The organism is Aquitalea sp. LB_tupeE (assembly GCF_013391415.1).
GTDB lineage: Bacteria > Pseudomonadota > Gammaproteobacteria > Burkholderiales > Chromobacteriaceae > Aquitalea.
Map to the genome: position 1 here is coordinate 74,800 of NZ_JACAXB010000042.1, position 16,766 is coordinate 91,565.

The 16,766-nt window shown below is 56.7% G+C and carries 15 protein-coding genes; 3 read left to right on the plus strand and 12 right to left on the minus strand.

Annotated features, from left to right (window positions below; all coding sequences use genetic code 11):
- Positions 1 to 32 precede the first annotated feature (32 nt).
- Positions 33 to 407, plus strand: coding sequence for a lysozyme inhibitor LprI family protein (locus HWX34_RS20195; protein WP_178973964.1), 375 nt, complete (start codon positions 33 to 35; stop codon positions 405 to 407).
- A gap of 39 nt (positions 408 to 446) precedes the next feature.
- On the opposite strand, the gene HWX34_RS20200 is transcribed toward HWX34_RS20195, so the two are convergent.
- The 9 genes from HWX34_RS20200 to HWX34_RS20240 all read right to left on the minus strand — a co-directional run bounded on the left by HWX34_RS20200 (position 447) and on the right by HWX34_RS20240 (position 9,841).
- Positions 447 to 1,145, minus strand: a complete 699-nt coding sequence (locus HWX34_RS20200) for an N-acetylmuramoyl-L-alanine amidase (protein ID WP_178973965.1) — start codon at positions 1,143 to 1,145, stop codon at positions 447 to 449.
- Positions 1,139 to 1,942, minus strand: coding sequence for an RNA methyltransferase (locus HWX34_RS20205; protein ID WP_178973966.1), 804 nt, complete (start codon positions 1,940 to 1,942; stop codon positions 1,139 to 1,141). The genes HWX34_RS20200 and HWX34_RS20205 overlap by 7 nt, the downstream gene beginning before the upstream one ends.
- Positions 1,943 to 1,945: 3 nt before the next feature.
- Positions 1,946 to 3,268: an HDOD domain-containing protein gene (locus HWX34_RS20210; protein ID WP_178973967.1), complete on the minus strand. Its 1,323-nt coding sequence runs from the start codon at positions 3,266 to 3,268 to the stop codon at positions 1,946 to 1,948.
- The gene (locus HWX34_RS20215; protein WP_178973968.1) at positions 3,255 to 4,001 is read right to left on the minus strand and encodes a class I SAM-dependent methyltransferase; all 747 of its coding nucleotides are present in this window, start codon (positions 3,999 to 4,001) and stop codon (positions 3,255 to 3,257) included. The genes HWX34_RS20210 and HWX34_RS20215 overlap by 14 nt, the downstream gene beginning before the upstream one ends.
- Positions 4,002 to 4,007: 6 nt before the next feature.
- On the minus strand, positions 4,008 to 4,910 hold the full coding sequence (gene motB / locus HWX34_RS20220; RefSeq protein ID WP_178973969.1) for a flagellar motor protein MotB: 903 nt from the start codon (positions 4,908 to 4,910) through the stop codon (positions 4,008 to 4,010).
- Positions 4,911 to 4,928: 18 nt separating this feature from the next.
- Positions 4,929 to 5,786: a flagellar motor stator protein MotA gene (gene motA, locus HWX34_RS20225; RefSeq protein WP_045848622.1), complete on the minus strand. Its 858-nt coding sequence runs from the start codon at positions 5,784 to 5,786 to the stop codon at positions 4,929 to 4,931.
- Positions 5,787 to 6,096: 310 nt separating this feature from the next.
- On the minus strand, positions 6,097 to 7,476 hold the full coding sequence (locus tag HWX34_RS20230) for an aspartate aminotransferase family protein (RefSeq protein WP_178973970.1): 1,380 nt from the start codon (positions 7,474 to 7,476) through the stop codon (positions 6,097 to 6,099).
- Between the two features lie 224 nt (positions 7,477 to 7,700).
- Positions 7,701 to 9,032: a glutamine synthetase family protein gene (locus HWX34_RS20235; protein WP_178973971.1), complete on the minus strand. Its 1,332-nt coding sequence runs from the start codon at positions 9,030 to 9,032 to the stop codon at positions 7,701 to 7,703.
- Between the two features lie 53 nt (positions 9,033 to 9,085).
- The gene (locus tag HWX34_RS20240; RefSeq protein ID WP_131360723.1) at positions 9,086 to 9,841 is read right to left on the minus strand and encodes a gamma-glutamyl-gamma-aminobutyrate hydrolase family protein; all 756 of its coding nucleotides are present in this window, start codon (positions 9,839 to 9,841) and stop codon (positions 9,086 to 9,088) included.
- 467 nt (positions 9,842 to 10,308) lie between these two features.
- On the opposite strand from HWX34_RS20240, the gene HWX34_RS20245 reads away from it, so the two are divergent.
- Both HWX34_RS20245 and HWX34_RS20250 read left to right on the plus strand, forming a co-directional pair.
- Entirely contained in the window at positions 10,309 to 10,854 is a 546-nt protein-coding gene (locus HWX34_RS20245) for a cupin domain-containing protein (protein ID WP_178974001.1), read from the plus strand.
- Positions 10,855 to 10,913: 59 nt separating this feature from the next.
- On the plus strand, positions 10,914 to 12,401 hold the full coding sequence (locus HWX34_RS20250) for an aldehyde dehydrogenase (protein ID WP_178973972.1): 1,488 nt from the start codon (positions 10,914 to 10,916) through the stop codon (positions 12,399 to 12,401).
- Positions 12,402 to 12,482: 81 nt separating this feature from the next.
- Here the strand turns inward: HWX34_RS20250 and HWX34_RS20255 are convergent, their stop codons facing one another.
- From HWX34_RS20255 to HWX34_RS20265, 3 genes are all read right to left on the minus strand, one after another.
- On the minus strand, positions 12,483 to 14,105 hold the full coding sequence (locus HWX34_RS20255; RefSeq protein WP_178973973.1) for a methyl-accepting chemotaxis protein: 1,623 nt from the start codon (positions 14,103 to 14,105) through the stop codon (positions 12,483 to 12,485).
- A gap of 332 nt (positions 14,106 to 14,437) precedes the next feature.
- Entirely contained in the window at positions 14,438 to 16,039 is a 1,602-nt protein-coding gene (locus tag HWX34_RS20260) for an NAD(P)/FAD-dependent oxidoreductase (RefSeq protein WP_178973974.1), read from the minus strand.
- Between the two features lie 115 nt (positions 16,040 to 16,154).
- Complete coding sequence (locus HWX34_RS20265) at positions 16,155 to 16,655, minus strand: YajQ family cyclic di-GMP-binding protein (protein WP_178973975.1); 501 nt, start codon at positions 16,653 to 16,655, stop codon at positions 16,155 to 16,157.
- Positions 16,656 to 16,766 lie beyond the last annotated feature (111 nt).

The window sequence follows — 16,766 nt, forward strand, 5'->3', positions numbered from 1 at the left end:
AACTGCCCGTTCCCCAGCCCAGGAGAACCCATATGAAAACCGTCCTCAGCCTGATGTTGCTGGCACTGAGCGCCAGCGCACTGGCCAACTCTGCCTGCGATAAACCCAAGAACGATTTTGACGGTCTGTATTGTCTGAACAAGGTATACAGCCAGGCAGACAAAGACCTGAATGAAAGCTATGGCGAGTTAGCGAAAATGCTGGATGCCAATGGCAAGAAATCACTCAAGAACGGCCAGCTGGAATGGATACGCCAGCGTAATGCCGACTGTAGCTATAGCGACGCGCGTGGCTTCTTTGTCAATCTGGATTGCGCCACCCGCACCACCATCGATCGCCTGCAGTTCATCAATGACCGCAAACGCGAATGCAAGAGCTCTGGCTGCATGAACAGCAAGCTGCAATAAGCCCGCGCAATGACACACCAGCCCTGCTGCCCTGGCGCATCAGGGCTTTTTGTTTGGCTCTGCCAGCGGGCAGCGCAACGCACCTGCCGTAATGGCGCGTGCCAGACGGCTGGCCACTGCCGGGGATGACAGGCGGGCTTCTTCCTGCGGGTTCACAATTACGCCATGCTCGATCAGCACCGCAGGCTGGCTGGCGGTCTTGAGCACGACCAGGTCATCAAACCAGTAAATGCCCAATGCGGGATCGGCCAGCGGGCGATTCTCGCCAGAAATCGGTTCGGCATGATGCAAGGTGGGTCGTTCGCCCGCCTCCTGCAAGGACAAGGCAATCTGGCGCGCACAGGCCAGGCTGGTTTCGGCAAACGGGTTCTTGCGTGATACAAACAGGGAATAGCCCTGAAAACGCCCTGCTTCCGGCAAATATTGCGGCTGGACCGAATCGTGATGGACCGACAGCAATAACTGCCGCCCCTGCGCCAACTGGGTGCGTTCGGTCAATTGCCTGATATTGCCTTGCTCACCAATCACGGTGACATCCACACCTTGCTCGCGCAGCATGCCGGCCAACAGCAAACCGGCACGCCGGTTGAAACTGAACTCAGTCTGACCGCTGGCACTGCGCGCACCCGGAGCCTGCAGGCTGTGGCCGACATCCACCGCCACCGATTGCAGCGCGGCTGCCTTGGCTGACCAGGAGAGCGCAGCGCCCAGACAAATGCTTAGCCAGGACTTCAGCATGGCTTTGTCGCCTCTTGCTGGCGCACACGTTCGAACAGACAGACCGTAGCTGCCATCGCCACATTCAGCGACTCTGCATGACCCGGCATCGGTATTCGCACCCGGGCATCAGCCAGCGCCAACAAGGCCGGGCTCACACCTGCGCCTTCATTACCGAACACCAGCGCCACCGGACCGGTCAGATCCTGGCTATACAGCGAGCAACTCCCTTCCAGATAAGTCACCAGCTTGCGGCCGGGAAATTGCGCCAGCGCGCTTGTCAGATCCACCTGCTCGTGAATGTGCAGCACAAAATGGGCCCCCATGCCGGCACGTAGCACTTTGGGGGAGTAAACATCGACACAGCCCTTGGACAGCAGCACCTCACGCACGCCAGAAGCGGCAGCACAACGCAGGATGGTGCCCAGATTACCCGGGTCCTGGATGTCTTCCAGCACCACGCGTGCGGCATCTGCCGCAGGCTGCGGCGGGCATGGACGCAGGCACAGCGCCAGCAGCTCGGGCGGACTGGCCAGCGCACTCACTTTGGCCATGATGCTTTCAGGCAGCATGATGACGGCAACACCGGCTGGCAATCGGGCCAGCAAGGTTTGTACTTCAGGGTGGTCGCTGGCCGCTTCGTTCAGGTACAGGCGTTGCGGCGACTGCCCCGCATCCAGGGCCGCAGCAGTCAGGTGGATGCCTTCGAGCACCATCACATCCTGCTTGCGCCGCTCCCGGCTGTTTTGCACCAGCCGGGTCAGCTGCTTGATTTCGTCGTTATGGGGCGAGCTTATGGTTTTAACGGTGTACAACATGCATCAATGGTGGGGCGTCAGCCTGGCCACCAGTTCCTTGAAACGGTGGTAGCTGGTGTCGTCAATCACGCGTCCGCTGCGGCCATTGTCCACATAGAACACCCCGACCAGACGATGGCCAAGGTACAGACTCATGATGGCGAATTCACTATCACCGATATGATCGAAAAAATCGTCCTGGTATTTGCGTACCAGTTGGTTACGCACACTCTCCGGTGCGTGGAAGCTTTGCGCCTTACTGGTGAGCAAGGTAAAGAAGGTGCCGGGTTCCAGCTCTACCGCCAGCTTGCGCAGCACATGGCCCTCTGCCAGGCCCACCTGGTATTTGAGGCGCAGGCTGTGGCTGTCGTGGTCGTAGCGGTAGTACAGCACGCGTTCGAACTTGAGGTCGTTAGACAGATGGCGGATCGATTCGCGAATGCCTTGCTCCAGCTGGTCCGGGCTGGTCAGTGTCACTGCCTTCTTCATCTCGGGCCGCTTGTATTCACCCTCGATAAACAGCAAGGCCCGCGCCGGGTAGGTATACGCAGGAGCGCGGGGTTGGCGTGCCACCGTGAGGCAAGCCTGCACCACCCCCAGATAAACCTGCTGCTGGCTGATACCGATCAACTTGCCCACCACATCCAGGCCGACATTCCACGGCCCGCGCCACCAGCCCTGCTCCAGGGTGTTGGCGGTGGCCACCGCCAGCTTGAGCAATTGCTTGCGCTTGCTGGGCGCACCGCCACCTAGCAAGGTAAGCAGGCCAATGGGCAGCGGGACGGCACGCACAAACTGCTCCAGCAACTTGGAATAGTCGGTCTCGAAATGATCGGCCACTTCTTGCAGCAAGGGCTTGTCCGGCAGCTGATTGCGGTAAATCAGGTACAGACAGGCCGGCAGGTTGTAGATCAGCGCGGCAACAAAACAGTCTTCCACCTTGTGCTCGCCGGAAATGGACAGCCATTCCTTGATGATGAGCGCGGCTACTCGGCTACGGCCCAGCCAGTCTTCCACCGCCTCCACCACCTCGGCATCCAGCTTGTCCGGAATGACGTGCATGGCGGTGAGTTTGCCAAAACGCCCCACCACGGCCTCCAGCCCCATCAGCATCAGGGTTTGCTCAACCGATGGAATGGATTCATTGCGTTGCAGAGCACGGGAGGAGCCCACCACGCGCAACAGGTCGAACAACAGCAGCGGGTCGGACAGGCAAAGATTGGCCAGATCAGTAAAACTGATCAGATCGTTGTTTCGGGCGCAGGCGTCCCTGACACCTTCCAGCGTGCCAGGCAGAATCGGCCAGCGTCGTTCGGAGATGGACTGAAACCAGTTAGCGAGATCCATGAGGGTGGCACCAGATCAGCAATTCTTTCTGCAGCGGTCCGCCAAGCGGAATCCGGCTATCAGGTTGGACATCGGGAACCGTGAAGGTATTGCTCACCAGCACACTGGCAGGCGCACCTTCGGTCAGGAATTTTTGCCAAACACGCGGCATGGGTGCAGGAGACAAAAAGGCATATACCACATCGTGCCTCCCCCAGTGCTCCTTCCAGAAACTGCGGCAGCCGAACTCAAGCCTGGCCGGGCGACGGGCAACATGCCAGCGCAACCACGCCATCAACCAACTGCCCCAGGCATTTTCCAGCGCCAGAATATGCAGATCGGGGCGCAACGCCGCCAGTTGCATGGCCAGACGGCCATCACCACATCCTGCCTCCAGCACCCGGGCATCCTGCGGCAGATATGCGGCCAGCTTTTCTGCTACTTCTTGTGCAGAACGGTATAGCGGCACCCGCTCGGTCAGGGCATTGCGTCCCAGCGCAAAGGTCAGCATCAGGCAGGACAGATAAACCCAGGCTGGCAAACCCAGTTGCTGCAACAGAACCACCGCAGGGACAAACAGGCCGTGAGCAAATTTCTGCCAGCCCGGCAAGCGCCAGACATAAGCGAGCAACACGGCAAACATCGCCTGCAAGACGGCCCATGCTTGCGGCTGCATGGCCGGTGCGACAAAGAACCAGGCCAGCAAAGCCGCCAGCAGTTGCAGCAGCACATGGCGCAACAAGCCCAGGCGCATGCGGACTTATTCTGCCTTGGCCGGGGCGGCTTCCGCCGGGCCGATCGGACCGATGGGTTCCTGACTCAGCGGCGGCTTGACCCCGTCGTTCTGGATGGCCTGCTCCGCATCCTTGTTGAGTACCACAATGGTGATACGCCGGTTTTCCGGGCTGAAAACATTGCTCTTGATCAGCGGGTTGGCCGCAGCCACACCCACCACCCGCATCACCTTGTCATCCTGCAGGCCGCCGGCGACCAGTTCACGCCGGGCGGTATTGGCACGATCAGCCGATAGCTCCCAGTTGCTGTAACCGTTTTGCCCGTTACCGAAAGGCGTGGCATCCGTGTGGCCGGAAATGCTGATCCGGTTGGGCAGCTGGTTCAACTGCTGGGCCAGTTGCTGCAAGAGCACGCGGGTATGCGGCAACATGCGGGAACTGCCCGAATCAAACATCGGCCGGTTCTGCTCATCGACAATCTGGATTTTCAACCCTTCCGGCGTCATTTCCAGCTTCATCTGGTTCTTGTAGTCCTTCAGCACTTGGCTTTGCTCGACACTGGACTGTATTTTCTGCTGCAAATTATCCAGCGCCTGCTTTTCCAGTACCTTGCGCTCTTGCTCCTTGCTGCTCTTGTTGACCTGGCCGGCTTTCTTGGTCAGGTCGTTACCACCGCCCTTCACTACCGAGGTGGCATCACCGGCACCATCGCCACCGGACATGGCCACTTTCAAGGGTGTCTTGAAGTATTCGGCAATGCCATTGAGCGTGCCTTGCGAGGCAGAGCCTAGCAACCACATCAGCAGGAAGAAGGCCATCATCGCCGTCACGAAGTCGGCATAGGCAATCTTCCAGGCACCGCCATGATGGCCGTGCCCGCCTTTTTTGATGCGTTTGACAATAATGGGGCGTTGCGATTCGTCAGCCATGATCCAACCCTGTTACGCTTATTTCTTGGCCTGCTTGACGTGGTCTTCCAGTTCCTTGAAGGACGGACGATCGGTCGAAGTCAGCACCTTGCGGCCAAATTCCACGGCAACCTGGGGCGCGTAGCCATTCAGGCTGGCCAGCAGGGTCACCTTGATGGTCTGGAATACGCGGGTGCCATCACCCAGCTTGTGTTCCAGAATGGTGGCCAGCGGGGCCACAAAGCCGTAAGCCAGCAAAATACCGAGGAAGGTCCCCACCAGCGCGTGGGCAATCAGCATGCCCAGCTCGGATGGCGGTGCGCCTACCGACTCCATGGTATGCACCACCCCCATCACCGCAGCCACAATACCGAAGGCTGGCAAGCCGTCAGCCAGGCCCTTGACGGCGCTGATCGGCACTTCGCCTTCGTGATGGTGGGTTTCGATTTCCACATCCATCAGGTTTTCGATTTCGAAGGCGTTCAGGTTACCGCCCACCATCAAGCGCAAATAGTCACAAATGAACTCAACAACGTGGTGGTCATGCAGTACCGCCGGATACTTGGAGAACACCGGGCTGGCTTCCGGATTTTCCACATCGGCTTCTACCGACATCAGACCTTCCTTGCGCACCTTGGACAGGATTTCAAACAGCAAGGTGAACAGCTCCATGTAAAAGGCCTTGTTGTAGGGCGAGCCTTTGAAAACAGTGGGCAGCGCCTTGATGGTGGCCTTCATCGGTGCACCACCGTTGGCAACCACAAAAGCGCCAGCAGCTGCACCAGCAATCATGACCACTTCCAGAGGCTGCATCAGCGCCCCCAGATGACCCCCTGCTGCAACAAAGCCCCCCAGCACGCAGCCGAGGAGAAGAAGGTAGCCGATTCCGACAAACATTGGTTTGATCCTGTAATTGTGATTATCGCGATTCGATTTTCCGTCATGGGCTGTCCGACACAGGCATCCCCGCCACCACCGGAACAGACATCAGGCCACAGCCTGCTTTCCTTGTCGGCTACACCAGCAACCAAGCACCTGACAAGGCAATGACAGCACGAATAATAGCATGGCATGCCTTGCTTGCAGCGCGCCTGTCTTTATCTTTTGTAGCCCTGATTATGCCTGGCTGCCATCTTGCCACCCGTGCTGCAAATAAAAAAACAGGCTACCTGAAGGTAGCCTGTTACCGAGATTGGCATGCGGCGGATCAAACCAGACCGCGCGCCTTCAGTTGCTGTTCAAACTCCACCATGCACTTGGCGGCGGTTTCCAGCATCTGGTCAATTTCTTCCTTGCTGATCACCAGCGGCGGTGCCGATACGATATGGTCGCCGCAGGCACGCATGATCAGGTTGTTCTTGAAGAAGATATCGCGGCACATGGTGCCGATTTCGCCAAAGTCGGGGAACAGTTCGCGGGTAGCCTTGTTCTTTACCAGGGTAAACGCCTGAATCAGGCCTACACCACGCACATCGTCCACATGCTCGAACTGGCTGAACACTTCGCGCCAGCGCTTTTGCATATAGGGGCCGGTGTCGTTCTTCACACGGTCAACAATGCCTTCGTCACGCAGTGCCTTGACGTTGGCGTGTGCCACGGCAGCGGCAACCGGGTGGCCTGAGTAAGTAAAGCCATGGTTGAAGTCACCGCCTTCGGCCAGCGTGGTAGCCACCTTATCGTTGACAAATACCGCGCCAATCGGCTGATAGCCGGAGGACAGACCCTTGGCAGTGGTGAAGATGTCCGGCTTGAAGCCGAATACCTGCTGACCAAACCATTCGCCGGTACGACCAAAACCGCAGATGACTTCATCGGCCACCAGCAGGATGTCGTACTTCTGACAGATACGCTGGATTTCCGGCCAGTAGGTGGACGGCGGCACAATCACGCCTCCCGCGCCCTGGATGGGTTCACCCACGAAGGCGGCCACTTTGTCGGCACCGACTTCCAGAATCTTGTCTTCCACCCACTTGGCGGCAGCCAGGCCGAATTCTTCCGGCGTCATGTCTTTGCCATGCTTGTACCACCACGGCTGCTCAACATGAACGATACCCGGAATCGGCAGATCGCCCTGCTCGTGCATGTAAGTCATGCCACCCAGGCTGGCGCCACCGATGGTGGAGCCGTGATAGCCATTCCAGCGCCCGATCAGGGTTTTCTTGTCTTTCTTGCCCTTCACATCCCAATAACGACGCACCATGCGGATCATGGTATCGACGGATTCGGAGCCGGAGTTAGTGTAGAAAACATGCTTGAAGCCTTCCGGCGCCACTTCGGACAGCAGGTGGGACAGCTCCACCACCGCCGGATGCGTGGTCTTGAAGAAGGTGTTGTAGTAAGCCAGCTGCTCCATTTGCTGCTTGGCTACTTCCGGCAGATCCTTGCGACCATAACCGATATTGACACACCACAGGCCGGCCATGCCGTCGAGAATCTTGTTCCCTTCGGAGTCGAACAGGAAAATACCCTCTGCCTTGGTGATGACACGTGCACCCTGCTGGTTCAGCGAGTTGGTGTCAGTAAACGGGTGCAGATGGTGTGCTGCATCCAGTTCGCGCCATTCGGTCGTAGTACGTTGGTTCTGCATAAAAGCTTCCTCTCTACTATCTCTCCAGCCCTCTGGGGGCTTATTGTTGGGCTGACCGGAATCGGCCAGCCTCAGGCTGCAACACGACGCATCCCTTGCCAGACCCGGACTTGCGGGCGGCGGGATCACGTTGTCTGTTGCAACTGCCACTACCCCGACATCCGGCATGCCGGATGTCGGCTACCGATCATCGCTGACCGGCAGCACTCACCTGAATCTTCTGCTTATACGTGCAAGAGCAGGAACTTGCGCTCCCACGGGCTGATGACGCGGAAGTATTCGGAGAATTCCTTCTCCTTCATGCCCAGGTACATCTTCACAAAGTGTGGGCCCATGACTTCCGGAATGTCCGGGCAGGCAGCCAGACGCTTGAGCGACTCTTCAGCACCATGCGGGAACTGGAAAGGCAGCTCGTAAGCATCGGTGGACATCGGCTCGCGCGGCTTGATCTTGTTGACGATACCCAGGTAGCCACAAGCCAGCGTGGCGGCCATGGCAATGTACGGGTTCACATCCACACCAGGTACGCGGTTTTCCACACGGCGGGCCGCCGGGGAAGAATGCGGTACGCGCAGGCCGACGGTACGGTTGTCGTAGCCCCACTCCACATTGGTCGGTGCCGCGGTGTACGGGCTAAGGCGACGGAAGGAGTTCACGTACGGTGCAAAGAACGGCATCACTTCCGGAATGTAGTGCTGCATGCCGCCAATGAAGTGGAAGAAGATGTCGGACGGGCTGCCATCTTCATTGGTGAACACGTTCTTGCCGGTGTTCTTGTCGATCAGGCTCTGGTGCATGTGCATGGCCGAGCCCGGCTCGTTTTCCATCGGCTTGGCCATGAAGGTGGCGTACATATTGTGGCGGAATGCCGCTTCGCGCACGGTACGCTTGAACAGGAAGACCTGGTCGGCCAGATCCAGCGGATTACCATGCAGGAAGTTGATTTCCATCTGGGCGGTGCCGATTTCGTGAATCAGCGTGTCCACTTCCAGATTCTGCGCATGGCAGTAGTCGTAGATATCTTCGAACAGCGGGTCGAATTCGTTCACCGCGTCGATGGAGTAAGAACGGCGGCCGAATTCGGCACGACCGGTACGACCGATCGGAGCGGACAAGGGAATGTCCGGATCCGGGTTCGGCGACATCAGGTAGAACTCCATTTCCGGTGCCAGCACCGGCTCGAAGCCCAGCTCGTCAAACAGGCCCAGTACGCGCTTGAGCACGCTACGCGGCGCCACGTCCACCAGTGTGCCATCGGCACGGTAGCAGTCATAAATCAGCTGGGCGGTGGGGTCGACAGCCCAGGGCACAAAGCGCAGGGAGTTCGGATCCGGGGTCAGCACCATGTCCGGGTCGGTCAGGTCCAGCATGCTGTCGTCCGGATAGTCGCCGGTTACAGTCTGGATCAACACCGCTTCCGGAAGACGCATTTCCGGGTCGGAGACAAATTTATCTTTGGGAACAATCTTGCCGCGTGCCACGCCGGTCATGTCCGGTACGATGCACTCGACTTCCGTGATGCGATGTTCGCGCAGCCAATCATTGATTTGATTCATGTTTTCCTCTACTTCCATAGTGGCCGGTAAACCGGCTCTGGATGACGTGCGTCTCAGCCCTGGCGGCTGGCACGACGCGCGCGGCAAGCGTCACCGAACGCGTTGAAAATGGCCATGGACACCGGGTTTTCCCAGTATTTCCATTCCGGATGCCACTGCGCGCCATAGGCAAAGCCTTTGGCATCCTTGACCCGGTATGCTTCCACCAGCCCGTCATCCGCCACGCCTTCCGCAATCAGGCGGTCGGCCAGACGTTTGATACCTTGCTGGTGCAGCGAGTTCACCTTGACTTCATCCTGCCCCAGCCAGCTCTTGAGCAAGCTGTCCGGTTGCAGGTGCAAGACATGTGCCAGACCATACATCTCATCCAGATTCTGAGTATCCGGCTCGCGATGATCGCGAAAGCCTGGCTCTTCCTGTACGTGCTGGAAAAGTTCGCCGCCCAGTGCAACATTGATTTCCTGGAAACCACGGCAAATACCCAGAAGCGGGATGCCTTCTTGCAGAAGAAGGTCGATGAACGGCAGCGTGGTTGCGTCACGTGCCGGATCATGAAGTGTTCCCTGGCGGCTGGCTTCTCCGCCATAACGATGTGGCTCTACATTGGACAGCGAGCCTGGCAACAGCACGCCGTCCACAAACTTGAGATATTCACGCAGTGGCGCATCTTCACCCAGCGCCGGAATCAGCACAGGGATACCACCAACGCCACCTGCGGCAGCTGCAATGTATTTCTCGCCAACCGCGTGAAATGGCAAACCGCTAACCAGTTTGACGTCACACGGAATGCCGATGATCGGTTGCTGCATAAGGACCTCGTTTACTCGATTTAAGTATCCGCCTTGCGGATGCCGACAGTGACTACCCTACCGCTTGCTGCTGCACCTTAAGAAACAAGTTTGCTGCGTCAGTGAAAACAAGCACACCACCCCACCTTGCCTGAGTGGTGCTGACATACCGCATCTGGACAGTCAGGCTCGCAACCACAGTGAAGGGCCGAAACAACTGGGCAGCTGAAAGTATGTTGTCACCGTGCAGGATACCAGCACGAAACAGCATGCCACGGTTCTTGCAACAAGCCAAGGTTTGATCAAATATACTGTTGCAGATGTTTAAAAAAATCCACAGCGCACTTGATTCATGGGGTCGATTCTGGCTATAAACTCGAAAACTTGCAAAATAATTTGATTTTGCGACGCAACAACAGATGCAGGATACGATCAAAAACCCGTATGATGGAACGTCTAAAATTCTTAACATAGATGGAAACCGCCAGATGGATGTTGGAGCACGATTGAGAGTGGTCAGAGAGCGCTTCGGACTCTCGCAACGCGAGCTTGCCAAACGGGCAGGCGTGACAAACGGCACGATCTCGCTGATCGAGCAAAATCGCGTCAGCCCGTCGATCAGCTCCTTGAAGAAAGTGCTGGAAGGCATGCCCATGACCCTGGCCGAATTCTTTACCTTTGATGTAGAGCCGCAACAGCCACGCGTGTTCTATCAGGCCAAGGATTTACCCAATCTGGGCAATGATCAAATCAAATTACTGCTGGTTGGCACTGCGCACGAACGGCGTGACATTGCCATCCTGAAAGAACATTACGAACCGGGTGCCGACACCGGGCCTGACATGCTGATGCATGAAGGTCAGGAAGGTGGTGTTGTCATTGCCGGTTCGATTGAACTCACGGTCAACAATGAAACCCGTGTCCTGGGTCCGGGCGACTCTTACTATTTCGACAGCAAACTGCCGCACCGTTTTCGCAATGCCGGCAAGGAGATCTGTGAAATCGTCAGCGCCAGCTCGCCGCCCACATTCTGATTGACGGTTGCCAGTCACGAGCAACCGGGATCACCGCACATAACATCAGGAGAACACCAATGGCTCGTACCCATGCACAGTGGAAACAGTTTGCTGCCGAACTCAATATCGAAGGCCGCGCCTTCATCAACGGTGCCTACACCAGCGCCGCCGATGGCAAAACCTTTGACTGCATCAACCCGGCCAACGGCCAGAAGCTGGCGGACATCGCCTGGTGTGGCGAGGCAGAGGTGAATGCAGCGGTCAAGGCAGCCCGTGCCGCTTTTGAGTCGGGTGCATGGTCCGAACTGTCACCGCTGGCACGTGGCAAAATCCTCAAGCGTTTTGCTGCGCTGATTCGCGAACACGGTGACGAGCTGGCCCTGCTGGAAACCCTGGACATGGGCAAGCCGATTGGCGACTCCACCACGGTGGACGTCCCGGGTGCGGCGTATTGTGTGGAATGGTTTGCCGAAGCCATCGACAAGATCGGCGGCGAAGTGGCCCCGGTCGACCCCAAGCTGGTAGGCCTGGTCACCCGTGAGGCCATTGGTGTAGTGGCTGCGGTGGTGCCGTGGAACTTCCCCATCCTGATGGCCAGCTGGAAATTCGGCCCGGCACTGGCTGCCGGTAATGCCGTCATCGTCAAACCGTCGGAAAAATCGCCACTTACCGCCATTCGCCTGGCCCAGCTGGCCAAGGATGCCGGTATTCCAGATGGTATTTTCCAGGTATTGCCGGGTGCCGGTGAGGTCGGCAAGGCGCTGGCCCTGCACATGGATGTCGATTGCCTGGCGTTCACCGGCTCCACCGGTGTGGGCAAGCTGATTGCCGCTTATGCCGCGCAATCCAACCTCAAGCGCGTGTGGCTGGAGCTGGGTGGCAAATCGCCCAATATCGTACTGGAAGACTGCGCCGACATCGCCAAGGCAGCCCGCACTGCCGCCGGTGGCATTTTCTTCAATATGGGTGAAATGTGCACTGCCGGTTCACGCGTACTGGTACACAGCAAGGTGAAGGATCAATTCCTGGCTGAATTCAAGAAGGCTGCCGAAGGCTGGTACCCGGGCGACCCGCTGGACCCGACCACCAGCATGGGGGCTATCGTGGACAAAATCCAGTACGACAAGGTGCTGTCCTACGTGGACAAGGGCATCAGCGAAGGTGCCGGCCTGATTTGTGGCGGCAAGGCTGCCCATACCGACAAGGGCCTGTTCATTGAGCCGACCGCTTTTGATTGCCAGCGCCCGGACATGACCACCTGCCGCGAGGAAATCTTCGGGCCGGTATTGTCCGTCATCACCTTCGATACCATCGACGAAGCCGTCCGCATTGCCAACGACACCGAATACGGCCTGGCCGCCGCAGTATGGACTTCCAATGTCAGCACCGCGCATCAGGTCTCGCGTCGCCTGCGTGCCGGTACGGTATGGGTAAACTGCTACGACGAAGGCGGTGACATGAACTTCCCCTTCGGCGGCTTCAAGCAATCGGGCAATGGCCGCGACAAATCGCTGCATGCACTGGAAAAATACACCGAACTGAAGAGTACGTTGATCAAGCTGTAAACCCTTAGCATCAGTCGCAAACATGCGGGCCTTTGCCAGTGATGGCAAAGGCCTGTTTTATTGCACATGTCACGTACAGGCTTACAAGGTGTATTGCTGGATGATGCCGATTTGTCTTTCAGCCAAGGTCAGCAACTGACCTGCATTACGCGCAGCGTCTGCTGCACTGACAGAAGATGCTTCTGCCATTTGCACCACCTGCTCAATACGACCGGCAATGCTGTTGGCCGACTGTCCCTGTTCGGCAATGGAAATCGCCATCTCCTCCACCATTTTGACCGTGCTGACCGTAGCATCACCAATCTTGTTGATCGCCTGATCCGCATCATCAGCCCGGGACACACCCAAGCGCGCCAATTCTTCGGCAACTTTCATTTGCTCGGTGGCCTGGCTCGACTTTTCACGCATGGCATGGATGGTTTGTGCGATTTCCTGCGTGGAAACCGATGTACGCTCCGCCAGCTTGCGCACCTCGTCCGCCACCACCGCAAATCCCCGCCCCAACTCCCCTGCCCGGGCAGCCTCTATTGCCGCATTCAAGGCCAGCAGATTGGTCTGGTCAGCAATATCCTTGATCACCAGCACCACGGCATTCACTGTACTGCTATGGTTTTCCAGCTCCCGGATACTGACCCCGGACTTTTCTACTGCCTGAGAAATTTCACGAATGTCCTGAATGGTCTGGGTAATGGTGGCAGAACCCTGGTTTGCCAGTTGCCCGGCCTCTTGAGCCAGCGTGCGGGCATAGGCGGTACGTTCGGCAATATGATTCACCGCAACCGTCATTTGTTCGATTGAAGTAGCCATGCTGGCAGAAGCCTCACTCTGCTGACTGGAGGCCTGAGCCACTTCGCGGGCTGACTGGCTAAAATCTTTTGATGAATCCATCACCGCTCTGGCACTGGCTTCCATTTTGCCGAAGTCCTGATGCAAATTCTCGATCAGGGCATTCACCGAATCCAACACATCACAAACCTCATCCCTACCCTTTCTGACATGACGCATTGTCAGATTCTTGTCCCTGTTCAATAAATAAATAACGGACTTCATTTCAGCCAGGCCTCCAACAATAGCCCGATAAACATTTAAATAAACGACTATCAACAGGAAAAAGGAAATGATAGCAACAGATGACAGCACCAACACATCTCGCGTAGAAGCTGATTGATCTTCCCTTTGAATGACTTCAGCAATCTTCATATTGTAAGCAACATGCTCACGAATAGCGTGCAAGAAGGCCTCGGCAGCATTTTTGACATCACCATGTAAAAAATGAGGAATGGCAAGCACACGACCAGATTCCGTATCTTCCAGAGCGAGAGCAGCCAGGGTGGTTTTCTCATACTGATCAAAAACTTTCTTGTCTTTTATTAAAAGCTCCTTATCCTCTTCATCGTATATATCATTTTTTTGATATTGATCTAATGACTTCTTTAGCCGTACTGACGAGGCCTGAAACAGCTGCTGTAATTTCTTGCGCTCATCGGCAGAATTAACCAGCAAGGTCTTGTTAGCATCTATGCGCATTTCCACAAACGCATCAACCGCGCCATTCAAATCATTGACCGATGGAAGCAAGTTATTCAAGGCATCATCCAATCTGCGATCAGCCATCTTTTCAAAACTGACCGCCATCACCACCAATAGCAGCATGGCAAATAACGAAACCAGAATAGCCATTAATAATCTTGATGAAAGTTTCATCACTCACCTCAGTCATTTGGCGGGAAATATCTTGCTTATAGCACTCTCATCATCAGCTACAAGCATCACCAAACAATGCATAGCCTGCCTTAAGTACAGGTTAAAATATCTGCAGAAGAAACGGCCATCATCTAAGTACGTTGAATAGCTCCTAACTTATTTAATACATTCACCCCCAATCAACCAGCACCATTCATCAAGCCACATTCATAATGGCAATAAAAAAGGCGCTTCCGCGGAAGCGCCTTGGTGCAACATGTATACGGGGCAAGAAGCTTAAGCACGCACAGCGACCCTGGGTCTGCTGACATGACCACCAATGAAACCTGCTGTCAGACCTGAGCAGCCATATTCAATGCCACTGCCTCGGCCACACGGATGCCATCCACACCGGCGGACAGGATACCACCTGCATAACCAGCTCCTTCCCCTGCCGGATACAGACCCTTCACGTTCAGGCTTTGCAAATCCTCACCACGGGTAATACGCAGTGGCGAGCTGGTGCGGGTTTCTACGCCGGTCAACACGGCGTCGTGCATGTCGTAACCACGGATTTTCTTGCCGAACTCCGGCAAGGCTTCGCGCATGGCGGCAATGGCAAAATCCGGTAGTGCGGTGGACAGATCGGTCCAGTGCACGCCAGGCTGATAGGAAGGCTCCACCGAACCCACCGCGGTAGAGGCTCGCCCAGCCAGAAAGTCGCCTACCAGTTGGGCCGGCGCTTCGTAGGTGCTGCCACCCAGCACATAGGCGTGGCTTTCCAGTGCACGCTGGAAGGCAATGCCGGCCAAGGCGCCACCCGGATAGTCTTCCGGGTTGATGCTCACCACCATGCCGGAGTTGGCATTGCGCTCGGCACGTGAATACTGGCTCATGCCATTGGTCACCACGCGCCCCTCTTCCGAAGTGGCTGCTACCACCTGGCCGCCCGGGCACATACAGAAGCTGTATACCGCACGGCCATTGCTGGCGTGATGCACCAGCTTGTAGTCGGCAGCACCCAGAATAGGGTGGCCGGCATACTTGCCCCAACGCGCCTTGTCGATCATGGTTTGCGGGTGCTCGATGCGGAAGCCGACCGAGAAGGGCTTGGCTTCCATGAACACGCCACGCTGGTGCAGCATCTCGAAGGTATCGCGCGCACTGTGACCCAGCGCCAGAATGACATGGTCCGCCTCGATCTGGCTGCCATCAGCCAGCGTCACACCGCGGATATGACCATTGTCGATATGCAGGTCGGTCACGCGTTGCTGGAAGCGGATTTCACCACCCAGGGCTTCGATTTCCGCGCGCATTTTTTCCACCATGCTCACCAGGCGGAAAGTGCCAATGTGCGGCTTGGCGATAAACAGGATTTCTTCCGGCGCACCGGCCTTCACGAACTCGGTCAGCACCTTGCGGCCCAGATGCCGCGGGTCCTTGATCTGGCTGTACAGCTTGCCGTCCGAGAAAGTACCGGCGCCGCCTTCACCAAACTGCACGTTGGATTCCGGGTTCAACACATTCTTGCGCCACAGGCCCCAGGTATCCTTGGTGCGCTCACGCACTTTCTTGCCGCGCTCCAGCACGATGGGCTTGAAACCCATCTGGGCCAGCACCAGTGCAGCCAGCAGGCCACAGGGGCCGAAGCCCACCACCAGCGGGCGCTTCTGCAGCGTGGCCGGTGCCTGGGTGACAAAGTGATAGCTGGTATCCGGCGTGGGCAGCACATGGGCATTGCCCTTGAAGCGGGCCAACAGTTTGGCCTCGCCTTCCACTTCCATGTCGATGATGTAGGCCAGGCTCATCACACCGCGACGCGCATCATAGCTGCGCTTGAACACGGTGTAGCTTTTCAGCTCGGTCGGTTTGATACCCAAAAAGGCCACGATGGCATCGCTCAGTTCTGCTTCGCTGTGATCCAGCAGCAGTTTCAATTCAGTAATGCGTAACATGCTGATTCCGATACTCAGGTTGCTGTCTATTCAACAAGGGCCGTATTGTAGGAGGGACGACCTGCAAAAGCAAAACCGGCCACAATGGGCCGGTTCTGCATAAAGGAAAACAGGCTTAGTCGCGGAAGTTGTTGAACTGCAGTGGTACACCGTTTTCCTTGTCGTCGGCGATTTCCTTGCGCAGCAGGGCAATGCATTCTTGCAGCAAATCGCGCTTGGCACCGGACACGCGCACTGCCTCGCCCTGGATGCTGGCCTGCACTTTCAGTTTGGCATCCTTGATGATCTTGACAATCTTCTTGGCCATCTCGGTTTCCAGGCCTTCCTTCACGGTCAGCACTTTCTTCACCTTGTTGCCGCTGACCTTTTCCAGCTTGCCATACTCCAGGCTGCGTACATCCACGCTGCGCTTGGACAATTTGTTGACCAGGATATCGTTGACCTGATCCAGCTGGAATTCAGCGTCGGCATACAAGGTGATGTCCTTGTCGGTCTGCTCGATGCGGGAATCGCTGCCTTTGAAATCGTAGCGGGTGGATACTTCCTTGTTGGCTTGCTCGACAGCGTTGCGTACTTCTACTTTATTGACTTCGGAAACAATATCAAAAGATGGCATGGCATGATCCTGTAAGGCTGAATAGCGCAATGGCGCAATTTTAGAGACTGTATGCCGCCTTGTCACCCGCAGCGCCTGGATATCAACAGCATCTTGCCTGTCCGCACTCGC